Raw genomic sequence first — 25,384 nt, 5'->3', positions numbered from 1 at the left:
TTAAAATAAGTTTATATACTACTACATAAATATTTTAATTCCAAATACTCATCCAATCCATATTTCGAACCTTCCCGTCCAATTCCAGATTGTTTTATTCCTCCGAATGGTGCAGCAGCATTGGAAATTAATCCAGTGTTGATACCAACCATTCCAGCTTCTAAAGCTTCACTTACACGTTGGCATCTTCTAACATTTTCACTATAAAAATATGCAGCTAGTCCGAAAGGAGTGTCATTAGCTTTATGAATTACTTCTTCCTCAGTTGAAAATTTTAATAAAGCACATATAGGACCGAAAGTCTCTTCGGATTGTATTAACGAATCATAAGAAACATTGGAAAGGACTGTTGGCTCAAAGAAATTTCCCTTCAATTTATTACCTCCAACAAGTATAGATGCTCCATTTTCTACAGCATCATGAATATGTTTTGTTACTTTTTCGACGGCAGAAGCATTTATTAAGGGGCCAATTTGACTCCCTTTTTCCAGTCCATCCGCTACTTTTAATTTTTTGACTGCTTCGGTTAATTTACTAGCAAATTCATCGTAAACAGCTTCATGTACAAAGAATCGGTTAATAGAGACGCATGTTTGTCCAGCATTTCTGAATTTTCCTGCTACGGCACCTTGTACTGCTGCATTAATATTAGCATCATCAAAAACGATAAATGGAGCATTGCCTCCGAGCTCAAAAGATACACGTTTAATTGTTGTTGCAGCTTGCGACATTAGAGTTCTGCCAACTTCTGTAGAACCTGTAAATGTCAATTTACGTATCAAAGGATTCGTTGCTAATTCTTCGCCTATTCCTTTGCTATCCTTTGATGTTACTACAGAAAAAATACTTTTTGGCAAACCTGCCATCTCGCAAATTTTAGCAAGTGCAATCGCTGTAAAAGGTGTTTGAGAAGCTGGTTTTAGTACCAAAGTACATCCAGCTACTAGAGCCGGAGCCATCTTGCGTGATATCATCGCTAAAGGAAAGTTCCAAGGGGTAATAGCTGCAACAACACCAATACTTTGTTTAATCGTAGAAATGTTTGAATTTCCATTCATAGAAGGAATAGTTTCACCATATGCTCTTTTTCCTTCTTCTGCATACCATTCTACAAAAGCATTTCCATAATCTACTTCACTTAGAGATTCAGTTAAAGGTTTTCCAGATTCTAAAGTGATTATTTCAGATAACTGACTTTTATATTGATTAGTAAGTTCGTAAATCCTACGCACAATAGCGCAACGTTCACCAATTGGAGTATTTTTCCATGACTCCCAAGCTAGATAAGCTGCATCAATTGCACTTTTACAATCATCAATTGTCAAGTCTGGCATTGAGCCAATACTTTTATTGGTAGATGGATTTATAATTTCAAAAGTGTGCTTACTCGAAATAAATTCTCCATCAATATATGCTTGTTCTATAAATAGTTTATTTTCCATATGCTATTAAACGTTCTGTAAGAATAGAAAGTTTTTAAAAAGAAAAAGAGGATATTATCCTCTTTTAACGCTTATAGGTTTTTCAAAATGGTATGACCCATTCTATCTCTTTTTGTTTTTAAGTACTCTTCGTTGTATGGATTTGGAATAATTTCAATAGGAACATTGTCTACGATTTCTAAACCATAACCAACTAGGCCCGCACGTTTAGTAGGATTATTGGACATTAAACGCATTTTTGTTACGCCCATATAGCGTAAAATTTGAGCGCCGACTCCATAATCCCTTAAATCTGCCTTAAAGCCTAATTGTATGTTCGCATCTACAGTATCAACACCATCTTCTTGCAATTTATAAGCGTGAAGTTTGTTGATTAGACCGATACCACGACCTTCTTGGTTCATGTACACAATGACACCTTTACCTTCTTTTTCGATCATCTCCATAGCTTTGTGTAGCTGAGGGCCACAATCACAGCGACATGATCCAAAAATATCCCCAGTAACACATGAACTATGTACACGTACCAAAACTGGTTCATCTTCTTCCCATTCACCTTTGTATATTGCCAAATGTTGTTCGCCTGAATTCTTTTGCGTAAAAGCTTTCATTTTGAAATCGCCATATTCAGTCGGCATATGCACAGATACTTCTTCTTGAATAAGCGTGTCATGTTTCAGCCGGTATTCAATTAGATCCTCGATACTAATAATTTTGAGATCAAAACGTTTAGCAACTTCCATCAAATCAGGAAGTCTTGCCATCTCGCCATCATCTTTTAATATCTCGACTAATACTCCCGCTGGTTCGAAACCTGCTAAACGTGCCAAATCCACAGAAGCTTCTGTATGTCCTGTACGTCTAAGAACACCACCATCCATTGCGATTAATGGAAAAATATGTCCTGGACGACCCAATTCTGCTGGATCAATATTTGGGTCGATAAGAGCTTTAATAGTTTTAGAACGGTCAGAAGCAGATATACCAGTAGTACATCCATAACCTTGCAAATCCACAGAAACAGTAAAGTTTGTTTCGTAGACTGCTGTATTTTGACCGACCATTGGATGCAAGTTTAATTCTTCACAACGTTCTCTAGTCAATGGAGCACATACAAGACCTCTACCATGCGTAGCCATAAAATTAATTACTTCAGGCGTAGCATTGCGTGCTGCTGTTACGAAATCACCTTCATTTTCACGGTCTTCATCATCCACCACAATGATTACTTTCCCTGCTTTAATGTCTTCAATAGCTTCTTCTATGGTGTTTAATTTTATATCCATCGATATATTATAATTTTACGCTAAGTAAATAAGATTTTATGAATTAAGTATAAGGACTGCGTCAAATTTAAAATTAGACTTTCAATTTCTTGCCTCCCATTTTAGTCTTTATCCACTCCCAAGCACGTTCGGCTTTCAGTTTGTATTGGGCAGAATCGAATAGAGTAGAGTCGGTCGTAGATTTGTAGGTTAGAAACGCTGCTAGCGGAGCTAAAACAATAATCGCCATCCACATACCCCAAAAAGGTGTTAAAGCACCATCTTTCGCAGATTTCTCTGCTACAGTAGAAATGATATGGTATATTAAGAAAAATATAATTGACATAACTACTGGGGCTCCAAGGCCACCTTTTCGCACAATAGCACCTAATGGTGCGCCAATGGCGAAAAGAAGAAGACATGAAACAGCTAATGTAAATTTACGATGCCATTCTACATCATACTTAATGTCTTTATCGACTAATTCCTTGTACATGCTTCCTCGAATGAATGTTGCATCACGAAAATATTGCATATTACTCATTGCAGAGCTTATTGCAGCTCTGCGACTTTCTTTGGGAATATAGCTGAGGATGTCAGTAGTATCTTTAATTTTAGCTCTCGGACCAATATCTTTGTTGTAATAGGGTGACGTAAATAATACATGAGCTTTTAATTCGGAAGCATTTAATGTCGATATACTATCAATTTGCATTTGTGTAGTATCAGATTTTAATTTGAGTTGACGTAAATTCATCATCTGATGGTGTCCTTTAAACAAATTTTCATCTGTACGTTTCATGTCAAATGCAGACATGTCAAATTTTGTCTCCGTCTCTCTAAAATAGAAACGTGTAAATTGTTGTCTTGGATCGTAATTCGTAGAGTTTTGTTTTCGTGAATCTTGGTACTGAACGCCATTAATCAACTTCAAAATTAGGTAGTTCTGGTCACGAGAATTGTACATATAGCCTGTGTCAGCCATTAGTACATTGCTTCCAGTAGATCCGCTATTACTATTATAGATGGTTAGATCATAAAGTTCGGTGCCGTCTTTTGATTTATTTTTAGCACGTATAGAATAGTTAGGAATAGAATTATTGAAAATTCCTGGCTTAATCAAAAAGTCAGCTTTTTTCTTTGTTACATCCCATAGTAACGATCCCATTTTTAAATTCACTACCGGTAGTGTGTAATCCGAAAACACAAAAGAGGATCCGGCAAATATGGCGACTAAAACAAATAGTGGAGTCATAGCCTTACGTAGTGATACTCCAGCAGCTTTAATAGCAACCAATTCATAACTTTCACCCAAATTTCCGAAAGTCATAATCGAGGAAAGTAACATGGATAGTGGTAGAGCCATAGAGAGCTGCACGGCACACTGGTACCCAATTAACTCAAGGATAACATACCATTCTAACCCTTTTCCTATGAGGTCGTCAATGTATTTAAACAAAAAAAGCATCAGTAGAACAAACATCACAATAAAAAATGTGACAATGAATGGTCTAATGAATGCCTGTAATATTAAGACGTGTATCTTTTTCATGTAAACTCCCCTTATCCAAATATTATAAATAAGAATAAGATTGGATACAAAGATACGTAATTTTTATGCACCAATTACACTCTGCAAATAGCTAATTGAGTTGTCCCATATTTTTTTTCTTTCTTCCAAATCTTCGTCTTTCACAAAATCTACTATAGCCAAAGAAACATCATTTGTCAACTCGTCTTGAATAATTTCCATTTCAAAATAGTTAGGTTCATCATCTAACCATTTAAACTTTACAGATTTGTTTTCCTTTACAGCAGCGATTCGTGCCCGATTGGATTCATTATCCCAAATGAATTCATAAACACCATCATGATAATTCACATCATCAGCAAACCATTGTGCTAATTCATTAGGCTCTACGAGAAAAGGATACAATATTCGCGGAGAAGAATTAATCATATATTCAAGTTGAATTTTTGTTTTTTCTGACATATCTCTGCTTCAGTTTTTAAGTTTATTTAAACATTGATTTCTGTAAGTATACATAATTTTCTTTTAATTGTATAGTGCATGAAAGAAAATTTAGTTAATCAGTTAATTTTAATTATTGTACAGTATTCATTTTTAATGTTTTGTACGTTTTATAAGCTGTAAAGCATGTTTTTTAATTTATAAAAATGAAAAAAAAACTTGCAATGTGAAATGATGTTACTATATTTGCATCACTGAAACGGCGGGGTAGCTCAGATGGTTAGAGCGCAGGATTCATAACCCTGAGGTCGGCAGTTCGATCCTGCTCCCCGCTACTACAAAAAGCTTCAAGGAAACTTGAAGCTTTTTTGCGTTTATAGCCTTCTTAAGGCTGTTTTTGGATGTTCTGTGAGGTATATCTAAAACTTGAGAAACTCTTCTTTATTGTACGAAAATTCTAAGCGAGACACGAGCGAGACAGAATTTTTCATTATGTATATAGTAGGTTTCAACCAAGTTCATCACATTTAGCAATTACTAAAAAAGCTTCTGAACCTGGTAAACTATTGGATATCGAATTTGAGAGCATATTATGCTAATTAGACATACTTATTATCCTAAAGGTAACGGATATTTCAAACCATCTAAAAATTCATTTATAAACATTTTATCAAATTGGATTGCATCCTATTCTCTATGTGAAAAGGGTGCCTGCATAGTCGCATTTATCTTTATTTGGGAATTGTAATAGAGATACTTCCTGCCGTAATGGTATTCATATTTATCCTTCTAGTTTTCGTGTTTGTATTTGGCTTCATCCTAATAGTCATTAAAACAGCTAGGAAAAACAATAGTTGATAAGCTAAATATTTCCAACATTACTGCCTGAAATCTTGGATGGTTTCCACTTTGTGTTGTAAATGAGTTATTTAAAATTTATATTTATTATAAAGTATTATAAAATTTAGGAATGAAAAATCAATGAAGCAACTCGGTCTTTCTGAGGAATTTTCTAATGCGTTTGAAGTTAATATTTTCGATTTCGATGAATTAAATACATGGATATTGTGGATTATAAATGTCATATGTATTATAATAGTTGAGCTCGCACTAGGTTGAGATGAATTATAAAATCATATTATGACAGCACAATATACCGACATTTTAATTTATCAGGATGGGGCTCATTCCATATGTAATGAGCCATTATCTAAATTATTAAAAGAACGTTCGATTAAATTTCACACACCTCATACAGCACTTTGGAGAGGTTATACAGCATCTTGGAAATTGATAGAAAACAAATTATATCTAGTTGGTCTAAAAGCTTATCTTGACTATGATTCAGTTGTGGACTTAGACTATTTATACCCAGACCATAAAGAAGTCTTGGCAGAGTGGTTTACAGGAGAAATAAAAATAAACCTGGGTAAGCTTATTGAGTATAGACACAGTGGTTATGATTCCATTTACGAGAAGAATCTCATTATTGAGGTTATTAATGGAGTTAAAATTCGAGAATACATTCTTAATAATAATACTTTATCAAAAAGGATATCAAGAAGGATTGCTAGATTGAGAAGTAATATTATATCCTATAGTTTACCGAATTATCAAGATGATTACGACTTTTTAGACAAGTAATTGCTATATAGTAACAGATATATAATTTTTGTTTATCCGATACTATAATAACATATATTTACAAACTATGTTATTACACATTTTAAATGATTAAATCAAAAAAGCAAACCCATTAAGAATGAATTCATTAAACGAAATTGGGTTTTTCGACGCATTTAATCAAGTTCAAGGATCTAGGGGGGTGAAATCTCGGACTTAATCTCTCAGTATGATGACTACAAGAACGAGACTTTATTAGTCATAAGTAAGCAATAAGTCATCAAAAACTATCTCATCGCTTGAGTTTCTCATGGTACAGAGTCGATATGCCAAAGTATTCGAAATTAGATTGTTTTGCGAATAGACATAAATATGCTCAATCAATCATATTCCCAAATCTTCAATTGAAGCCAAACTATTATAATACCTTTCGTATTAAATTGCCTCCAATAGGAGCAACAAATATTAGAATTAGTTTGATAAAATATTCGATGGAAGTGAGGAACAGTTTTAAAAAGTAAATAAGGCATTCCTTTATAGGATTCCTTACATAAATTTACGCCAAACCAAGCAATAAATGAAATCGTTTGTCACAATTTCTGTTTTAGTAATCGGTATTCTAAATTTTGGTCTATTTCTTGTGTTAGGATATGAAAGATATAAGAAAGGAAATTTATGAAGAGATATATTACAATCGTATTAGTTGCATTAATGACATTTTTTGTTTCATCTTGCTATACACATGGCCGACATCCTCATGGACATTTGCCACCAGGTAAGGCGAAAAAAGTATATGGAGATAAGTCTGCTAAAAAGCATGCTCCAGGGCAAAAGAAAAAAGCACACAAAAAGATTAAACATCACAAACATGATGTATATTACAGTCCGAATTACTAGGTGTAATAAGCAAAAAAATCCATTCTGATCAGAATGGATTTTTTTGCTTATATATGAATTTTAAATTATAGACTAACAATATTCATCAAAAGCTGCAATTAGATTATCCGCAATCATTTGTGCTGGGCGACCTTCGATCATGTGCCTTTCAATGATGTGAACCAATTTGCCATCTTTGAATAAGGCCATTGCTGGCGAAGATGGAGGATATGGCAACATGTATTGACGCGCTTTGTCCACAGCTTCTTTCTCCATCCCAGCGAAAACAGTAACTAGTTTGCTAGGCTTTTTACCATTCTCTACTGCAAAACGCGCTGCAGGACGAGCATTAGCAGCTGCACATCCACATACTGAATTTACCACTACAAATACAGTTCCATCAGAAGGAATTGTTGCATCAACCTCTTCAACTGTTTTTAATTCTTGGAAACCAGCGTCTACTAACTCTTGACGCATTGGTGCTACTAAATATTCTGGATACATTGTTTTTAAATTAAAAAGTTAAAATTAATATATCAAATCTTGAACCCAATATTTGATACGTACAAATATACTTGTATTTAAAAGTTTATGCAAGATACAATCCTCAATCAAATGTCAGAATTACTAGCTTCCGAACAAATCAACTAACTAATGAATTTAAAAACATAAACTAGATTCGGAATTATCATTTATAAAGAATTGGAAGTAAGAATGAATCGGAAAAGGCAATATTAAGTATATTTATGACAAAGGGCGATCTTATATTAGAGCGCCCCTTCATTATTTAGGTAGATGTATTATTTATAAAGCTTTATTTCAATCCTAATATTTTCCTTAGTTTGAAATGTCAGAGTTGTCGGATTAGTGTTTTTAAAGCAATCAATTTGTGTATTGAATTTAATACAATTTTTAGCTGCAGCAACTTTATTCAAAATTTCCTGTGTGCTTTTTGCAATGTTTGACATACCTATTGAATTATATCTAATGGTTTGGTATTCAGTAACAGAACACAAATTTACTCATAACGGTTCATGCGATAAATACCTAATTGTGAGTAAATTTTAAATTGTGCTCAGCAAATATAAATTGTGTCAATTAGTTCAGATTTTGGTCCATCGGCATAGTTGCTATTCTGTGTATACCCTTAGTAATTTTGTTTTTGGTCTTATATTTGTTGAATAGAAATAAACAATCGTATTATATTTCAATATCTAATAATAATGACTAGCTGGGAACGTTTACAGAAGGTGATTCATCATTTAGGTTTTAATGTAAATTCATTTGCAAGAGAAATCGGATTGAATCGTGCAGAGAGGTTATATCAAATAAAGCGAGGTAATTATGAAATCAGTAAAAATTTAGCAAGCATTATTTCTCGTTATTTTCCAAAAATTAATGAAGCTTGGTTGATTACTGGAGAAGGTAGTATGTTAAAAGATGTAGATAATTACCAAAAAATTCCATTGTTTAATGTTAGTTTGGATAATTTTAATACTGATTTAAAACAAATGACTCCAGCTCATGAATTGGATATACCTATACTATCAGGAAGTGATTTTGCATTAGTGAATGAGGGGGATGCTATGTCGCCAGAGATTGAACATGCGAGTATAGTGTTTTTTAAAGAAGTAGATAAGTCAGCCATTATTTACGGGGATATTTATCTAATTATAACTGAACATCTAAGTTTAATCCGTTTTGTTCGTGATGCTGATAAAGAAAATTGGAGGCTCGTTGCTAAAAATTCAGTCCATTATGATGATATTATCCTTTCTAAAAAGGATGTGAAATTAGTATACAAAGTTAAAGGTGTATTGTCGATGGTTGCTATTTAATATTAATATAGGATTTCTATTTAGGCTTATCTAACTGGGTGAGTTTTTTTAATTATAATTACCTATCAACGTTTTATTGCCTGAATAAAACTTTTACAAATATCCAATCCATTTGTTAACCTTAATTGATCTGTGCCACTTACGATTTGATAATTTGCGTGGAGTGCATCAAGTTCTTTTTTCCAGATATTCATGAAATGTTCTCTTTCATTTGGAAAATCTCGTAAAGGATCATCTTGCCACGGTAAATCAATATCCATTAACAAGTATAAATCATACTTTCTTTTTTTGATTTCATTGGTAACGACAGCAGGAGTGGTTTGGAACAAGTGATCACACCATATTTTTACCGTTAAAATCGTCGTGTCGCAGATGAGTATATTATTCTTGACTTGGCTTGCTATAGCTTCTTCGAGCGCAATTTGTCCATAATACATATTCACTTCATCCGCCAAAGTATATTGATTACCTAAGTCTTGACAATAAAATCGTGCATATTCTGGAACGCAGAACGTATTGAATTCTTTAGCTAGATAATTTGCCATGGTAGATTTTCCTGTGGATTCAGGCCCGACAACAGCAATTTTTAATAGTGACTTTGATATAATATCCATTAATGCAATATTACATAAAATAGTTAGGCAACTAAAATGCGTAAATTGAGGTTTGGGTAGATGCAAAGAGAGCGAAAGATATACTTATTCAAATAGAAACTAATTGAATTAATAATTCAAAAGAAAATAAACCAAAATAATCTTATTGTACTATTCTATTTGCACAATTTGTACTAGCAAATGATTCTGGTTTGGCTTTAAAAACAAAGCCCATTCCCAATATATAACCCATTGCTTCTTTGAGTGCTACATTTGATTCAAAATTTGGGTTGGTGTTTATATCAGCGTGCACCTCGAGATCTACTTCATATTTGTCGAGTAAAGGACAAAGTTGATATGCAGCTTCAATCGATTTTTGGACTTCAAGGAGCATTCTTTCTTTAATGCTCATGCGGTAGGTAATGCGTTCTTTTTGTGTAAACATAAATCCTCCTTTATGTTCACGAAGAAAAACTATAACGGTGGCCATTTCTATCGTGTTTCGTTTGACTTGGGAGTCTGTTCCGATGTATACTTTTAGTTTGTTGCCGATTTGTCTTTCTCTAATAATTGCTGTTTCAACAGCTTCGTTGATAGAAGAGCGAAGGTATTCGCCATTGTATTTTTGCCATCCCATAGCTAAGTCTATTTTTATTGAAAGTTAAAATTCTATTATGCATTATATGTTAAGTTATTATGATCTTTAATAGTGTTAATCTTTATTTCCAAAAGCTAAATCTCCTGCGTCTCCTAATCCAGGGACTATATAAGACTTGCTCGTAAGTTCATTGTCAACATCGCCTATCCATAGGTGTGCTTCAGGAATGAAAGCACGTACATGTTGTACGCCTTCTTCGGAAGCGATGACCGAAGCTATATGTAATTGTTTTATGTTGTATTGACTTAATAACTCTTTACAACACAAAACGAGACTTCTGCCAGTAGCTAACATTGCGTCCGCTATAATCACCACCTTATCATCTAAATCAGGTGTGTTTTCGTACTTTTTATGAATTTCGAATTCACCACTTTTTTTGGTGTGTCTAAACGCTGCAATAAATCCAGAATCAGCGTAATCAAAAATATTCAAAAGCCCTTGGTGGAAAGGAAGACCAGCGCGTATTATCGTTATCAAAACAGGTTGCTCCATTAAAGTGCTCATTTCTGCAATCCCTAATGGTGTTTCAATTTCTTCTTTTCTGTATTGCAATGTTTTGCTAATCTCATAAGCCATGATTTCACCTAGTCGCTCTAGGTTCCTGCGAAAGCGCATTCGGTCTTGTTGGATAGTGATATGACGAAGTTCGCCAATGAAATGATTAGCTATACTATTTGTTTTTGTCAGAATCGTAATCATAGCTTCCTAGTTTAAAACCAATTTAACAAAAAATATGCAATTATGTTTACAATAAGTCACAATAAATCATGAATGTTAGGAGTTGGTTCAAAGAATTGGTAATTTTACAATAGAGGCATTATATGAAATTTGAGCTTACATCAGAATATCAACCTACGGGAGATCAGCCTGCGGCCATCAAAGAATTGGTTGCGGGTGTTCAAGAAGGGGATACTTATCAGACATTACTTGGGGTTACAGGCTCTGGTAAAACATTTACAGTTGCGAATGTTATTCAACAAACGCAAAAACCAACTTTAATTCTAAGTCATAATAAAACTTTGGCTGCGCAATTGTATGGGGAATTCAAGCAATTCTTTCCAAATAATTCGGTGAATTATTTTGTGTCCTATTATGATTATTACCAACCAGAAGCATTTATTGCGACCACAAATACGTATATAGAAAAGGATTTGGCTATCAATGAAGAGATTGAAAAGTTGCGATTAGCAACGACTTCAGCTTTGATGTCAGGTCGGCGTGATGTAATTGTGGTTTCGTCAGTGTCGTGTATTTATGGTATGGGTAATCCCGAGGATTTTTCGCGTTCGATTTTTCGATTCGGTGTAGGTACGACGATTTCAAGAAATGCATTCTTACATCGTTTGGTAGAAATTTTATACTCTCGTACTACAGCAGATTTCAAACGGGGAACTTTCCGTGTAAAAGGAGATACTGTTGATATTTACCCAGCCTATTTAGATAATGCATATAGAGTTTCATTCTTTGGTGACGAAATCGATGAATTATCTGAAATTGATCCGGTAACTGGAAAAACTATTATAAAGCATGAAACTTTGTCTTTGTTCCCGGCGAATCTCTTTGTTACGCCAAAGGACAAGTTTACATCATCTATTTGGTCTATTCAAGAAGAATTAGTAGCTAGAAAGGCACAATTGGAAGAGGAGGGGAGGATGTTGGAAGCGAAACGTTTGGAAGAAAGAGTGAATTACGATTTGGAAATGATGCGTGAACTGGGCTATTGCTCAGGGATAGAGAATTATTCACGTTTTTTTGATGGTCGTCAGCCAGGTATGCGTCCATTCTGTTTGTTGGATTATTTTCCAGAGGATTATTTATTGGTCATTGACGAAAGTCATGTTACATTACCACAATTAAGAGCGATGTACGGTGGTGACCGATCACGTAAGATTTCGTTGGTAGAACACGGATTTAGATTGCCAGCGGCATTAGATAATAGACCGCTGAATTTCCCTGAGTTTGAATCTTTAACAAATCAAACAATATATGTATCGGCTACGCCGGGTGATTATGAATTGCAAAAAACGGAAGGTGTATTTGTTGAGCAAGTCATTCGTCCAACTGGTTTATTAGACCCAATTATTGAGGTACGTCCAGCGATTAATCAAGTTGATGATTTCTTGGAGGAAGTGGATAAAGCAATAAAGGACGGAGGACGTGTGTTAGCTACTACGCTGACCAAAAGAATGGCAGAGGAGTTGACAAAATATATGTCAAGACTCAATATCAAAGTTCGGTATATCCACTCTGAAGTGAAAACATTGGAACGTGTAGAGATTCTGCGCGGGTTACGTTTAGGTGAGTTTGATGTCTTAGTCGGTGTGAATTTATTGCGTGAAGGATTAGACTTGCCAGAAGTAACACTTGTCGCTATCCTTGATGCAGACAAAGAAGGGTTCTTGCGTTCTGAGCGTTCTTTAATACAAACAATAGGTCGCGCAGCACGTAACGATAAAGGTCGTGTCATAATGTATGCTGATAAAATGACAGATAGTATGCGTATTACTATTGATGAAACAAATCGTCGCCGAGAAAAGCAAATTGCTTACAACGTAGAGCATGGCATAACTCCACGAACAGTAGGTAAATCTAGAGAAGAAATTTTAGAACAAACTTCAGTAGCTGATTACAAGCCAGGAGAGGTGAAAGCTTATGTTGAGCCAGATGCTTCTTCTATTGTGGCAGCAGATCCATTGATGGAGTACATGAGTGAGAAAGATTTCAAAAAGGCGATAGAGACAGTGCGTAAAAGAATGGAAAAAGCTGCGAAGGATATGGATTTCTTAGAAGCGGCCAAGTTGCGTGATGAAATGTTTGCAATGGAAGCACAGTTTAAAGAAAGATTTGGATAAGCCAAATCTTTCTTATTTTCTTTCTTGGTAAAGCTTTATTTTGTTGAGACTTAAAGTCCAGCAAAAGTTTTCTTTTGCCAGATGAAATTTTCCATTTGTAAATAAGGATTCGTTACGCTGTTCCAAAATAATACTTTCATCTTCTTCTGAAACAAAAATCTCTGCTTTCTTTTGTAGTGAATCTATAAAAATATAGGCTACTGTTTGATGCGAATTAGCTGCGTTCAAAATGTCAAGTGATATCCCATCTTCAAAAGGTCTAATGCAATCATTTTTCAATTGTGACCACGTATATCCTGCGGAAGTTAAACAACCTTTTTTATCGGCATCACCTCCAATATTAGTTAGGCTGTCATTTTGCACAGCATTAGTCACTGTTCGATTCGATTGACACGCAATAAAAAATGCAGCTGCCAACGTGCCAATTAGTAAGTTTTTATTCATGTGATTTTAATCAATTTTACTACGGTGTATGGATAAAATCTTATACATGTATAACAGTTGAGTACATAAAAAAGTTTTTTGTTATTATTTGTAACAAACAATTGTTAAGTTTATGCGATTTATAATTTTTTGGTACTCTAATTGAAAAAGTGTTAATGGGTAAGGCTGTTTTAGTAGTCAAATTTGGTTCTGCATCGGTCACTTCAGATGGAGAGATTGATGAGCGAATTATTTTAGAAATTGCAAGGCAAATTTCGGTTTTACAAAGTCAGTACAATATTGTAATCGTGTCATCTGGCGCAGTAGCGGCAGGAAAGAAATTTATACCCAAATACAAGGGAACATTAGAGCAACGTAAAGCTGCAGCTGCTATTGGAAATCCCTTATTAGTACGTAAGTATTCGACTTATTTTAAACCCTTCAAAATTGCATTGGCACAAAGTCTTTGTGAACGTCATCATTTCTCCAACAGAGAGCAATTCTTACAGTTGAAAAGTACGTATGAAACGCTTTGGAAAAATAATATCATTCCTATTGCCAATGAAAATGATGTGGTGAGCAACAAAGAATTGAAGTTTTCGGATAATGATGAATTAGCAACGCTTATTGCGGCGGGTTTTGGTGCTGAAAAATTATTGTTGTGTACCTCTGTTCCTGGCGTGTTGGATACCGAGGGAAATGTTATTCCTGAAATTAAAAATATAGATAAAAGTGTACTGTCATTAGCCCGTAAGGACAAATCCTCAGTAGGACTAGGTGGAATGACTTCCAAATTGAATTTTGCTCGTCTTGCTACCCAAATGGGGATTGAAGTGGTTATCTTCAGTATGCAGGGAGTAGATAATATTATCAAAGCTGTCAATGGACAGACAGGAACAATTTGTCGGGCGCAAGGAAAAAAAGTATCTTCTAAGCAAAAATGGATGGCAAGCGGTAGCTTGATCAAAGGATTGGTTACAATTGATAAAGGTGCTTTGGAAGCTTTGAAGAAACGTAAAAGTCTTCTAGCTGTTGGAGTGGTGGATATAATCGAACATTTTGAAGTAGGAGAGGTCTTTCATATTGCAGATGAAGAAGGAACAATTCATGCAGTAGCGAAGTCAAAAGTGGATTCGTTGAACATGAAAACAAATAGTAAAACTAAGAATTTGGAAATAGCACATGCCGATGATATCGTGCTGATATAAGAATGTATTATGGGAAGTATTCAAGCACAATTAGTAGCTGCACAAAAAGCTAAAAAAGCAATTGCTAGACTGTCAGTAGCAGAAAAGCAAGCTATTCTGATTGGGATTTCCGAATCCTTATTGGAGCATATTGAGGAGATTATAGTCGAGAATCAGAAGGATCTGGAGCGTATGGAGCCTACAGATTCAAAATATGATAGATTATTATTGACCAAAGATCGCATTATTGGACTATCCAATAGTGTGCTAGATGTTGCAAATCTTCCTGATCCTACAGGTGTAAAGTTGGCTTCCAAGACATTGCCGAATGGTCTCCAAATTGAGAAAAAATCTGTAGCACTAGGAGTTGTTGGGGTTATCTATGAAGCTCGTCCAAATGTGACTATTGATGTGGCAGCTTTGTGCATACAATCTGGCAATGTTTGCTTGTTAAGAGGAGGTTCGGATGCTATCTATACGAATACTTGTTTGGTGAAATTAATTCAAAGTGTATTAGCTGCCCAAAATATAGATATTAATCTTATACAATTGTTACCAACAGATAGGGAGCTAGTTCATGATTTATTGACGGCGACACAATACGTGGATATCATCATCCCACGTGGATCACAATCTTTGATTGATTTTGTTCGTGAGAATGCCAAAGTTCCAGTAATTGAAACGGGGGCTGGTGTATGCCACACGTATATCGATAAAACTGCGGATTTGGACAAAGCTGTAGCTATTGTTTTGAATGCAAAAACGTCTAGACCGTCGGTATGTAATGCTTTAGACACGGTTCTAGTAGATAGAGAAATTGCAGGAGCATTCATTCAAAAGTTAGCCGCTCCTTTGATTCCACATCATGTCGAGATTTTTGCTTCGGAAGAAGTATATGGAGATTTTGAAAGAGTGAACTATCCGCATTTAACCAAAGCACAGCCAGAAGATTTCGGTCGTGAGTTTTTGGATTTTAAATGTTCTATCAAAGCGGTTGATGGGCTTTCAGCGGCTTTAGATCATATTGAACATTATTCTTCGAAACATTCGGAATGTATCGTTTCGCAAGATGAACAAGCTATTGAGATATTTCTCAGTACAGTAGATGCCGCTGCGGTTTATGCTAATGCTTCTACACGTTTTACTGATGGTGGAGAATTTGGTTTAGGCGCTGAAATTGGTATTTCAACACAGAAATTGCATGCACGTGGTCCTTTTGCGCTAGAAAAGTTAGTCACCGAAAAATGGTATATTCGTGGTGACGGACAAATTCGCTAAGCGATGGGTATACGATTTGAAAAAGATACAATCCTAAATTGGATTAATGAGATGGGCAAATTCCTTCGTCTGCTGATAAGCAAATGGGAGGGACAATTGGAGGATTTAGAACCGGAAGCTATTCCAAATGGTTATCGTGAGTTCTTTAAAAAAGATAGAGATGAGGTGCTCAGTTTAAGCGAAAATGAACTTATTATTTTTGCTTCTTCATTAGAACCTGAGCAAATCCGTCCCTTAGCTCAATTGCTAATGTATGATGGTTTGCTAAATTCGGATAAAGATATTTTAAAAAAAGCTAAAGCTCTTTTTGAATATCATATGAAATCCTCGGGTAGTTTTTCCTTTGAAGATTATGACTTATTAGGTCAATTTGATAAGTATTTGACCAATGGCTAAATCAGAACTGCTTGATATCCTTCATAAGTATAATCTTTTGAGTGAGGTTCTACATTTTGAACGTCATGCTTTTATAAAGACAGCAGATTCCACAGATACCTATATTTATTTTATAAAAAGCGGTAGTGTTAAGATTGGTTATTATAGCACTGCAGGAGAAGAATTGGTTCGGTTAGGATATGATGGAGATGTTATCTTAGATTTAGAATCCTTTTTGACGGAACAATCCTCAAATTTATTTATTCAAACAATTAAATCAACCTCCTTGCAAAGAGTTAAGAAATCTGATTTTTTTGCTGTAATCCAAGGATCTCCAAAAAATCTAGATTTGTATAATCGGATCTTAGAGCAATTAATCTTAGAAATGCTCATTAGAGAGAAGGATTTATTATTGTTATCTCCCAAAGAGCGATATGAAAGATTCTCAAGGCGTTCGCCGGATGCATTACAGCATATACCCAGTAAATATATAGCACAATACCTGCGAATGAGCCCAGAAACATTATCCAGAATGTTAAAATCTTGATTTGAATCAATTTTATTTGATGTTTTTTCGACGAATTTTGTGCCATGAAAAGGCAAATATTGATAAACAACTTAAATCATTTATTACATAAGCAATTAATTCAGGTTACTGTGTTGAATGAACTTGATGATGATTTATTAGTATGGAAATCAGTGTCTAACAGTTGGAGCATCCTTGAATGTGCGGAGCATTTAAACCTTTATTTTGATTTCTATATTCCTGAAATAGAACGTTGCCTCGCTATAAGCAAAGAGAATAGTTATTCAGATTTCAAAAGTGGAATTATTGGTTCCTATTTTATTAAACTAATTAAACCATCTGTTCGGTCAAATAAAATGAAAACAGTAGCTGATATGAATCCAAACGGTAGGGTGTTGAATCGAACGGTATTGAATAAATTGCAATCTAATCTTTTAGCGTTTCAAACTTTATTGCAGAAAGCTCAGGATTATGATTTGAATAGAGTTAAAACCCATATTAGTATATCCAAGTTTATTAAACTGAAGTTAGGGGATACATTAAGTTTTGTCGTGCATCATAATGAAAGACATTTTAAACAGATGAATAATATTTTGGAGCAGTATAAAATTCAAAGCCCAATTTTTTAGAAAGGGCTATTATTATTGGTTTTTACTTCAATACCTCTCTTGCGATTACCAGACGTTGGATTTCGGAAGTGCCTTCATAGATTTGGGTGATTTTTGCATCGCGCATCAATCTTTCTACATGATATTCTTTAACATAACCATATCCTCCGTGAATTTGTACAGCTTCGACTGTATGTTTCATTGCGACTTCCGAAGCGTGTAATTTGGCCATTGCAGCTTCTTTTATATAAGGTAAACCTTGGTCTTTCGTCCAAGCTGCTTTGTAGGTTAATAAGCGTGCGGCTTCGATCTCCACTTCCATATCGGCTAATTTGAATTGTATGGCTTGATGATTTGAAATTGGCTTGCCAAATGTTTTTCTTTCTTTGGAATAAGCCAAAGCTAAATCATAAGCTCCTGCTGCGATTCCTAAGGCTTGTGCTGCGATACCAATTCGACCACCATCAAGAGTTTTCATCGCAAACTTGAAACCAAATCCATCCTCACCAATTCTGTTTTCTTTTGGCACTTTGACATCCGAGAACATGAGGGAATGTGTGTCCGAACTGCGGATTCCTAATTTATTTTCTTTTGGTCCAATCGTAAAACCTGGAGTATCTTTTTCTACAATTAGGACATTAATGCCTTTATGTCCTAATTCAGGATTTGTTTGTGCGATGACAAGATATATATCCGCATTTCCACCATTGGTAATCCAATTTTTAGTGCCGTTTAATAGGTAATAATCTTCTTTATCTTCGGCTATTGTATGCTGTGATGAAGCATCAGAACCAGCTTCAGGCTCTGAAAGTGCAAAGGCACCTAATTTTTCTCCTTTGGCTAATGGAACTAAATATTTTTGTTTCTGCTCTTCCGATCCATATTCATTCAGCCCCCAAAGTACTAAAGAATTATGCGCCGAAACTATAACTGCCGCTGAAGCATCAATTTTGGCAACCTCTTCTAATACCAATACATAGGCTAACGTGTCTAAGCCCGCTCCACCATATTCTTCGGGTGTCATAATGCCCATAAAACCTAACTCACCCATTTGCTTGATAAATTCAAAGGGAAATTTAGCTTCCTCATCACGTTCAATTACTTCTGCTTGGAGTTCCAGAGCAAAATCTCGCGCTGCATCACGAATCATTTTATGCTCTTCAGATAATTCAAAGTTCATTTTCTCAAAGTTTATAAGGTTGTGTATCAAATATAATGTTTTTTGCTATGCAGGCATAATAATTTTTTGAAGAAAATTATTTATATTAGAAAATACAATTATGACAGAATTTACTAACAATCAAATATTGATTTCAGCTTTGCCAAATTGGCAAGATGTTCAATTTGAGAAAATATCCTCAAAATATAAAACTGTTGTTTTGATCCAATATGTGTTTATCATTTTGATATTCTTAATTATACTATTTGGAGTATTTTGGCTTAATGATGATCCTTGGAATATAACTTATCAAATTATACTATTGGTTGGATTGGGATTTTTAAGCTTTTTATTAATACTCAGCTTATTTTCCATTCGCTTTTGGGGTTATGCTCTTCGGGAGCAAGATGTATTGTATAGGTCTGGTATATTTTCAAAATCGGTAAAAATTATTCCTTTCAAACAGATTCAACATGTAGATATTAAAGAAGGTGCTGTTTCCCGTTTATTTAATCTTTCTAGCATCGAACTGCACACTGCTGGTGCAGGCGAAGGGCTAAATATTCCTGGTATTGCCGTAGATAAAATTGCAAGTATGCAAGAGTATATATCACAAAAAATCAGTCACAAGACTTTAAACTGAATATGCTTGAAGACCAATCATTTAATACACCTCAGCGTTTAAATTCATTAGGTTACCTTATAAATATTGCAAAGACGTCTGTAAAAATCATTAAGCAATTTTTCTTTTTAATAGCTTATATGATTTATAAGTATAGGGATATACTTTATTCAAAGTATGTATGGCTTATTATTGTGGGATTATTGTTGCTGGTAGCGATTATTGCTTTTATTAATTTTAGAACATTCAAATATTATGTAGATCAGGAAGCGGAGGAATTCGTTGTCCAAAAAGGGTTAATAAGTAAATCAAAAGTTGTCATCAAGTTTGCCAATATTCTTCAGGTAAATATCACACAAAATGTAGTGCAAAAGGTTTTATCGCTGTATGGACTCACGTTGGATACTGCAGGGAGTGATAAGGTTGAAGTGGATTTATATGCCTTAGATGGTTTTCATGCCACCGAGCTAAAGAAGCTTTTATTATCAAAAATTCATGGGGAAAGCCAAGGTAGACCTTATGAAGATAAGGAAATTCTAACTCCTAAAGCTAGTTCTGAAATAACAGTTTTATCCTTGCCATCAAAAAACATTTTGTTGGTAAGTTTATTTAGCAATTATCGGCAAGGATTGGCACTATTTGTAGCTTTTTTGGGAACTATGTTTCAGCATCTGAAAGATGCTATAGAAACTTTTGATCTTTCGGATGAGGATATTAATACGGCAGCGGTGGAAGAATTTGCAGTTGGTTCAATGGTCGTATTTATTTTTTTAATGGCTTGTGGGCTTATATCTATTCCTTTTATAATCAATATATTTCGTTATTACATTAAGTACTATAATTTCACGATAGTGAAAAATGCTTCGGGGAATTTCAGTATGCAATACGGATTGGCCAATAAGGTAAATACAATATTTAATAGCGAAAAGATTCAAGTAATTACTTTTAAACGAAATCAAATAGTAAAAAGACTTGGCTTGGGTATTTTGTCTCTGAAGCAACTGGTACGTAACGACTCAAAAGAGGATAAAAGTACTGTTGAAATGCCTGGAATTGCTTTTTCAGATAGAGATCAAGTGTATGAAATGGCTTTCAATGATGCTGTTTTTCAGGAATATCAGATTCTAAAGCCAAAAATTGGTTTGTTAATAAATCGTCTACTTAAAATGATTGGTGTTTTTGTGGCAATATATCTTATAATAATATTTTTCGAGGTTGATAATAGTTTATTATATCCATTTTTGGGGATTGGAATTATGGTTATAACACTATACAATTACTTGTATTATGCAAGTTATAGACTTTTGTATAATGATAACTTCCTCATAAAGCGAGATGGTGTATGGAACGAGAAAGAAATAGTCATTCCAATGACAAGATTGCAAAGTGTTGAAGTCTCGCAAACTATATTTCAAAAGACCTCAGGAACAGCAAATCTTCATTTATCAACTGCTGCATCCGAACAGATTCAATTTATATTTTTTGCGCAAGAACAAGTAAACCAATTATCAAATTATTTGTTGTTTATTGTAGAAAAATAAAAAAATATTTCAAATAATTGGAGTAATCAATAAAGTCTACTATCTTTGTAGAGTTAATGGGTTTTTATAGTTTAAACAATTGTATTATGAGTTTAAGATTAGGAGATTATGCGCCAAATTTCACAGCGCAAACAACAATAGGAGATATCGATTTTTATGACTATACAGCTGGTAGTTGGGTAGTATTATATTCGCATCCTTCAGATTTCACACCAGTGTGTACTACTGAGCTTGGGCGTACGGCACAATTGAAATCAGAGTTCGAGAAGCGTAATGTCAAAGTATTGGCTTTAAGCGTTGATCCTGTGGAAGAGCATTTGGAGTGGGTAAAGGATATCAATGAAACGCAGCATACGAATGTCGATTTTCCAATTATTGCTGATAAGGATCGCAAAGTTGCGGAGCTTTATGATATGATTCATCCAAATGCTTCTGCAACTGCTACTGTGCGTTCGGTATTTGTTATTGGTCCAGATCGTAAGATAAAATTGACCTTGACTTATCCTGCATCTACAGGACGTAATTTTAATGAAATCTTACGTGTAATAGATTCACTGCAGTTAACAGCAGATTATTCAGTGGCTACACCAGCAGATTGGCAGCACGGTGAAGATGTGATAGTGGTTCCGGCAATCAAGACTGAAGATATTCCGGCAAAATTTCCCAAAGGATTTAAAGAAATTAAACCTTATCTGCGTGTAACACCTCAGCCTAATCTATAAATCAACTAGCACAAACAAACATATATAACTAGAAAGCCAACTACATTAGTTGGCTTTTTCATTGTATGAGTTTTTCCGTTTTCTCAACATAAAAGAGACTATTATCGCACTAATTACAATAATGAGCAGATGTACCGCAAACTGCTTGTAATCAATGGTGTAATTTTTGTCACTTGAGAAATACAAGAAGGATTGTGTCGCTAATAATAAAGACAGGAATATGAATAAATATATCCAAAAAGTTTTCATGTTATTCCTAAGGTATTAAATATCTAATATTCAACCAAATAATTCTTCAATAAAAAAGGACACCTTACAGTGTCCTCTACTATATATGGTATTTTAGACTAATTTTCTAATAAACTTTAACAATGTAAATGTAGTCTTGTAACTTTTTGATTTGTTCCGTACGACTTAATTTGTTTAAAGAGTTTTTGTTGTTAAGAACAATATTTCCTTTTAGAGATTCATTCGGAATTCGATTTAGAGTTTCAATCAATTCTTTTGATTTGATTGCAAAAGCGGCTCCATCGATACCTTTTTGTTTACCAGAGATGATACCTACAATATTACCTTGAGCATCCAAAACTGGTCCTCCACTATTACCAGGGTTTACTGGAATAGAAATTTGATAAGCAATTGTGTCTCCTGAATATCCCGTGTTAGAACTCAAATATCCTTGACCGTATACAGCCTCGTCGCGAGGGAAACCAATAGTATAAATATCTTCACCGACATCAGCTAGTTGTTTCTTGAATGTATAAGGAACTGATTTTGCAGTTTTAAAAGTGGAATCCGTGATGCGTAAGATTGCAAGATCTTTCTCCGAATCTGAATGGATAATTTCTGCACGAAAGGCTTCACCTTTCTGATTTTGCAACTGAATAGAGTCGGCACCATTCACAACATGGTAGTTCGTTACAACGTAACCATCCTTAGTCAATAAGAAACCAGTAGCACCAAAATGTGTAGGTGTTTCTTTTGGAGAATTGTCGTTCTTATTAATATTTTGAATAACCTTATTTTGTGCACTTACATTTCGTTTTACAGAATTCATTTCACGACGTAATGCGCTATAATCAGAAGTAGCTTTTTTCACATCTGTGAAATAACCTGTCAACCAAAGCGTACTAAAAACAGAAATAAATGCTACGGCAGCAGCTACACCTGTGTTGATTTGTAATTTGCTCCAAAATGAAACCACTTTAGTGCCAAAATCTTTTTGATTGTTTATTGAACCAACCTTATTAGATTCTTCCATCAAAGCAGCTTTAAAGAGGTTTCTTTCTTCAGTGATTTTAAATGTATGTAAGAAACTTTTGTGTTCTTCGAAAGTTTGCGCATATTCAGCATTAGATTGACAAAAATCTTCAAATTCTTCAGCATCTACTGGCTTAAGTTCACCTCTTAAATATTGGTCTGCCCATTCTATGAAATTATGCCGCTGCATTTGCATGGTTACTCCTTAATTTTAATCGTGAAAAATATCTTTTTGAGACGTTGTAAGCATTTATATTTTTGTGTCTTTGCGTTATCACTATTCGTATATCCAAATTTATCAGTGATATCTCGCATTGATAAATTTTTGATATAGAAGTCTTTCAAAAGTGTTTGGCAAGGTTCTCCTAATTGATTCATTGCTTCATTCATTTGATCAAATTTGTTTTCGATCTCTTGATGTTGTTGAATATCCTCTTCAACATGCAATATATCTTCAAAATCCGATATATCAGATGTATTGCGAGAGTGACCTTTTCGCGCTAATTGCTTTAACCACAATCGGCGAGATACCGCATACAAAAATGTACTGAGCTTACTGTTTAACTCAAATTTTTGTTGAGTAATTTTATCATACAATACCATTACAGCCTCCTGAAAGATATCTTTGGCTTCATCATCTGTTCCGTTATTACTGATGATCATGTGGGCTATTGAAGGATAAAATACTTTGTATATCTTATTGATATACCGATTGTCTCCTTGAGCAATGCCTTGGATGATTTCAGTGTCTGAAATATCAGTTGATAATATGTGCTTTATCTTACTCACTTATTAATACCCTAAAATCCAAATAGTAACCCGCTAAAAAATAAATTTAAGATATGAAAAATAAATCATCCAAACGTAGTTGAATTTTTAAAGAAAACCCAAGAAACTTAATAAAATTGATAAAGTCGTGGAATAACTTGTTGTAATACAAGTTATTTATTTTTTCAATTTATAAACTTAATTGACTTAATACTTATTGGAACCTTATACTCTTAGGTTTTAAAATCATATATTGAAAAACATAAACTATTTTCTAAAATTCAACAGATTTGTATTGATAGATAATAATTTGGACTTAACCCTTTCTTGTGTTTTTTTAGTTTAACGTTAAGTTTGATATTAGTTTGTAGCTGGATTGCTACAAGATAAAGTTTGTTCAGTTAAAGCCTTTGTTCATTTTCTTTATAACAATATTATTGCGTTGTCTATGAAAAACAAGTCGATTTTTTGGAAAACCTAAAGCCAAATGTCTCTTGTAATTTTTTTAAAAAATTAGTACAACTTATGAGTGAGGTTATTTTTAAGTCGCGAACTTTGCTGGGAGATTTAAGGCAAAATTTTAAGATCATGACTTTCAGTAAGTTTAGAGAAGAGGTAGATTATTACTTTGGTATTACTTACAAGGTTAATTGTTACTCAATTTTGATCATTACATCAGGGCAATCAAAATTTGATATTGATTTCAAAAGTATGGATGTACATGTTGGGGATGTGATGTTCATAAGTCCTGGCCAAATCTTTCAATGTGCTTCTCCGGATACTGTAGAGGGATATTTGATTTCGTTTTCGGATACTTTTTTTAATAGTTATTCCAATGCGGAATGTTTTAAATTCAATATGAATCTTTTGAATAGATTATCTCAAACGATGCATATGTCACTTTCAGATAAAAAGCAAAAAATTGTTAAGAATTTGATAGGACTATTAAAGATGGATGCGGAAGATATCTCTGGTGAACGCTTTACTATTATTCGCCAACATCTAATTTCTGTATTGTTGCAGACATTGAAATTCGAAAAAAATACGTTAGAATCGGGTGAATTGTTAAGCGGTGATCGTAAATTGGCTATCAAATATAAGAATTTGGTTCAGAAGAATATTTCTGTAAAAAATAATGTTGAATATTTCTGCAAAGAATTAAATGTATCGAAAAGCACTTTGCAAAAGGCAACAAGAGTCGCGTTCCAAAAATCACCTAAAGATATAATACAAGAAGTGTTAATGTTAGAGGCGCAACGTTTATTATTTGTTTCAAGAAATAGGGTGCAGGAAATAGCCTATACATTGGGATTCACTGATCCTACAAATTTCACGAAGTTTTTCAAAAAAAGTGCTGGAACGACACCTGATGCCTTTAGAAAAAAACAGTTAAAAGCTAATTTATCAGAATCTACCATTTAATTATTCGTTTTGACCTTTGAGATGAAGTCTAAACTTATAATTTTGCGAGCTTCAATATACTTATAATACTAATTTGAAATATTAATTAATAAAATTTGATTGTCGTCGTGATGATGACATTATCTACCTAAATCATAAAATCTATTGATCGATTCATGCTATCATATGTCGATCTAATATGCAAGACCTAAACTATTCATTCAAATGATTGAAAAGAAAAAATATATTCGACCTATTATTACAGTATATGATGTTGCGATTGAATATTCGATTGCCGCTGGTTCAGTGGCAGAAATTCGTTATGAAACAGAATCTGGTTTCTTCGAATCTGAGTGGGAGAGAACTGATTTAACCAAAGAATTGGAGTGGTAATT

Annotated in this window: 26 protein-coding genes and 1 tRNA gene; 15 read left to right on the top strand and 12 right to left on the bottom strand. The window is 34.2% G+C overall.

Annotated features, from left to right (window positions below):
* Positions 1 to 11 precede the first annotated feature (11 nt).
* From GOQ17_RS02050 to GOQ17_RS02035, 4 genes are all read right to left on the bottom strand, one after another.
* On the bottom strand, positions 12 to 1,442 hold the full coding sequence (locus GOQ17_RS02050; RefSeq protein ID WP_159634080.1) for an NAD-dependent succinate-semialdehyde dehydrogenase: 1,431 nt from the start codon (positions 1,440 to 1,442) through the stop codon (positions 12 to 14).
* 71 nt (positions 1,443 to 1,513) lie between these two features.
* The gene (locus tag GOQ17_RS02045) at positions 1,514 to 2,728 is read right to left on the bottom strand and encodes a bifunctional 3,4-dihydroxy-2-butanone-4-phosphate synthase/GTP cyclohydrolase II (protein WP_159634077.1); all 1,215 of its coding nucleotides are present in this window, start codon (positions 2,726 to 2,728) and stop codon (positions 1,514 to 1,516) included.
* A gap of 73 nt (positions 2,729 to 2,801) precedes the next feature.
* Entirely contained in the window at positions 2,802 to 4,259 is a 1,458-nt protein-coding gene (locus GOQ17_RS02040) for an LptF/LptG family permease (protein ID WP_159634074.1), read from the bottom strand.
* Between the two features lie 63 nt (positions 4,260 to 4,322).
* Positions 4,323 to 4,700 carry an START-like domain-containing protein gene (locus GOQ17_RS02035; RefSeq protein WP_159634071.1) on the bottom strand — a complete coding sequence of 126 codons (378 nt, stop codon included), beginning with the start codon at positions 4,698 to 4,700 and terminating at the stop codon, positions 4,323 to 4,325.
* A 240-nt stretch (positions 4,701 to 4,940) separates the two neighbouring features.
* Between GOQ17_RS02035 and GOQ17_RS02030 the strand changes: the two genes are divergently transcribed.
* The 3 genes from GOQ17_RS02030 to GOQ17_RS02020 all read left to right on the top strand — a co-directional run bounded on the left by GOQ17_RS02030 (position 4,941) and on the right by GOQ17_RS02020 (position 7,199).
* A tRNA-Met gene (locus GOQ17_RS02030) sits at positions 4,941 to 5,014 on the top strand.
* 805 nt (positions 5,015 to 5,819) lie between these two features.
* The gene (locus tag GOQ17_RS02025) at positions 5,820 to 6,323 is read left to right on the top strand and encodes a hypothetical protein (RefSeq protein WP_159634068.1); all 504 of its coding nucleotides are present in this window, start codon (positions 5,820 to 5,822) and stop codon (positions 6,321 to 6,323) included.
* A 654-nt stretch (positions 6,324 to 6,977) separates the two neighbouring features.
* On the top strand, positions 6,978 to 7,199 hold the full coding sequence (locus GOQ17_RS02020) for a hypothetical protein (protein WP_159634065.1): 222 nt from the start codon (positions 6,978 to 6,980) through the stop codon (positions 7,197 to 7,199).
* A gap of 72 nt (positions 7,200 to 7,271) precedes the next feature.
* On the opposite strand, the gene GOQ17_RS02015 is transcribed toward GOQ17_RS02020, so the two are convergent.
* Positions 7,272 to 7,682, bottom strand: coding sequence for a BrxA/BrxB family bacilliredoxin (locus tag GOQ17_RS02015; protein WP_159634062.1), 411 nt, complete (start codon positions 7,680 to 7,682; stop codon positions 7,272 to 7,274).
* Between the two features lie 719 nt (positions 7,683 to 8,401).
* Here GOQ17_RS02015 and GOQ17_RS02010 point away from each other — a divergent pair.
* A complete protein-coding gene (locus tag GOQ17_RS02010; RefSeq protein ID WP_159634059.1) occupies positions 8,402 to 9,016 on the top strand; it encodes a S24 family peptidase in 615 nt (204 codons plus the stop codon).
* Between the two features lie 65 nt (positions 9,017 to 9,081).
* Here GOQ17_RS02010 and GOQ17_RS02005 read toward each other — a convergent pair whose 3' ends face one another.
* The 3 genes from GOQ17_RS02005 to upp form a co-directional block, all read right to left on the bottom strand.
* A complete protein-coding gene (locus GOQ17_RS02005) occupies positions 9,082 to 9,630 on the bottom strand; it encodes an AAA family ATPase (RefSeq protein ID WP_201288484.1) in 549 nt (182 codons plus the stop codon).
* 142 nt (positions 9,631 to 9,772) lie between these two features.
* Entirely contained in the window at positions 9,773 to 10,246 is a 474-nt protein-coding gene (locus GOQ17_RS02000) for a ribonuclease H-like YkuK family protein (RefSeq protein WP_159634056.1), read from the bottom strand.
* 75 nt (positions 10,247 to 10,321) lie between these two features.
* On the bottom strand, positions 10,322 to 10,966 hold the full coding sequence (gene upp / locus GOQ17_RS01995) for a uracil phosphoribosyltransferase (RefSeq protein ID WP_159634053.1): 645 nt from the start codon (positions 10,964 to 10,966) through the stop codon (positions 10,322 to 10,324).
* Positions 10,967 to 11,088: 122 nt separating this feature from the next.
* Here upp and uvrB point away from each other — a divergent pair, with 122 nt between their 5' ends.
* Positions 11,089 to 13,119, top strand: a complete 2,031-nt coding sequence (gene uvrB / locus GOQ17_RS01990) for an excinuclease ABC subunit UvrB (protein ID WP_159634050.1) — start codon at positions 11,089 to 11,091, stop codon at positions 13,117 to 13,119.
* Between the two features lie 12 nt (positions 13,120 to 13,131).
* On the opposite strand, the gene GOQ17_RS01985 is transcribed toward uvrB, so the two are convergent.
* Positions 13,132 to 13,563 (bottom strand): hypothetical protein, encoded by a 432-nt coding sequence (locus GOQ17_RS01985; RefSeq protein WP_159634047.1) that lies wholly within the window; start codon positions 13,561 to 13,563, stop codon positions 13,132 to 13,134.
* A gap of 155 nt (positions 13,564 to 13,718) precedes the next feature.
* Between GOQ17_RS01985 and proB the strand changes: the two genes are divergently transcribed.
* The 5 genes from proB to GOQ17_RS01960 are packed head-to-tail and all read left to right on the top strand — an operon-like array spanning position 13,719 to position 17,537.
* Positions 13,719 to 14,750 carry a glutamate 5-kinase gene (gene proB, locus GOQ17_RS01980; protein ID WP_159634044.1) on the top strand — a complete coding sequence of 344 codons (1,032 nt, stop codon included), beginning with the start codon at positions 13,719 to 13,721 and terminating at the stop codon, positions 14,748 to 14,750.
* Positions 14,751 to 14,759: 9 nt separating this feature from the next.
* Positions 14,760 to 16,007, top strand: coding sequence for a glutamate-5-semialdehyde dehydrogenase (locus tag GOQ17_RS01975; RefSeq protein WP_159634041.1), 1,248 nt, complete (start codon positions 14,760 to 14,762; stop codon positions 16,005 to 16,007).
* Positions 16,008 to 16,010: 3 nt separating this feature from the next.
* On the top strand, positions 16,011 to 16,403 hold the full coding sequence (locus GOQ17_RS01970; RefSeq protein ID WP_159634038.1) for a hypothetical protein: 393 nt from the start codon (positions 16,011 to 16,013) through the stop codon (positions 16,401 to 16,403).
* On the top strand, positions 16,396 to 16,929 hold the full coding sequence (locus GOQ17_RS01965) for a Crp/Fnr family transcriptional regulator (protein WP_159634035.1): 534 nt from the start codon (positions 16,396 to 16,398) through the stop codon (positions 16,927 to 16,929). Before GOQ17_RS01970 ends, GOQ17_RS01965 begins: the two co-directional genes overlap by 8 nt.
* A 44-nt stretch (positions 16,930 to 16,973) precedes the next feature.
* A complete protein-coding gene (locus GOQ17_RS01960; RefSeq protein WP_159634032.1) occupies positions 16,974 to 17,537 on the top strand; it encodes a DinB family protein in 564 nt (187 codons plus the stop codon).
* A gap of 22 nt (positions 17,538 to 17,559) precedes the next feature.
* On the opposite strand, the gene GOQ17_RS01955 is transcribed toward GOQ17_RS01960, so the two are convergent.
* The gene (locus GOQ17_RS01955) at positions 17,560 to 18,696 is read right to left on the bottom strand and encodes an acyl-CoA dehydrogenase (protein ID WP_159634029.1); all 1,137 of its coding nucleotides are present in this window, start codon (positions 18,694 to 18,696) and stop codon (positions 17,560 to 17,562) included.
* A gap of 100 nt (positions 18,697 to 18,796) precedes the next feature.
* Between GOQ17_RS01955 and GOQ17_RS01950 the strand changes: the two genes are divergently transcribed.
* From GOQ17_RS01950 to GOQ17_RS01940, 3 genes are all read left to right on the top strand, one after another.
* Complete coding sequence (locus GOQ17_RS01950) at positions 18,797 to 19,318, top strand: PH domain-containing protein (protein ID WP_159634026.1); 522 nt, start codon at positions 18,797 to 18,799, stop codon at positions 19,316 to 19,318.
* Positions 19,319 to 19,320: 2 nt separating this feature from the next.
* Positions 19,321 to 20,838 (top strand): PH domain-containing protein, encoded by a 1,518-nt coding sequence (locus GOQ17_RS01945; RefSeq protein WP_159634023.1) that lies wholly within the window; start codon positions 19,321 to 19,323, stop codon positions 20,836 to 20,838.
* Between the two features lie 86 nt (positions 20,839 to 20,924).
* Entirely contained in the window at positions 20,925 to 21,560 is a 636-nt protein-coding gene (locus tag GOQ17_RS01940; protein ID WP_159634020.1) for a peroxiredoxin, read from the top strand.
* A gap of 355 nt (positions 21,561 to 21,915) precedes the next feature.
* Here GOQ17_RS01940 and GOQ17_RS01935 read toward each other — a convergent pair whose 3' ends face one another.
* Positions 21,916 to 23,010, bottom strand: coding sequence for a S1C family serine protease (locus GOQ17_RS01935; protein ID WP_236537020.1), 1,095 nt, complete (start codon positions 23,008 to 23,010; stop codon positions 21,916 to 21,918).
* A gap of 8 nt (positions 23,011 to 23,018) precedes the next feature.
* Entirely contained in the window at positions 23,019 to 23,609 is a 591-nt protein-coding gene (locus tag GOQ17_RS01930) for an RNA polymerase sigma factor (RefSeq protein ID WP_317163262.1), read from the bottom strand.
* A gap of 504 nt (positions 23,610 to 24,113) precedes the next feature.
* Between GOQ17_RS01930 and GOQ17_RS01925 the strand changes: the two genes are divergently transcribed.
* A complete protein-coding gene (locus GOQ17_RS01925; protein WP_236537019.1) occupies positions 24,114 to 25,010 on the top strand; it encodes a helix-turn-helix domain-containing protein in 897 nt (298 codons plus the stop codon).
* 204 nt (positions 25,011 to 25,214) lie between these two features.
* Positions 25,215 to 25,382 carry a hypothetical protein gene (locus GOQ17_RS01920; protein WP_159634011.1) on the top strand — a complete coding sequence of 56 codons (168 nt, stop codon included), beginning with the start codon at positions 25,215 to 25,217 and terminating at the stop codon, positions 25,380 to 25,382.
* Positions 25,383 to 25,384: the final 2 nt, after the last annotated feature.

Origin of the sequence: Sphingobacterium composti (assembly GCF_009829075.1) — a bacterium.
GTDB classification, from domain to species: domain Bacteria; phylum Bacteroidota; class Bacteroidia; order Sphingobacteriales; family Sphingobacteriaceae; genus Sphingobacterium; species Sphingobacterium composti.
The sequence above is the reverse complement of the archived record's forward strand: the minus strand, read 5'-3'. Positions and strand labels throughout refer to the sequence as shown.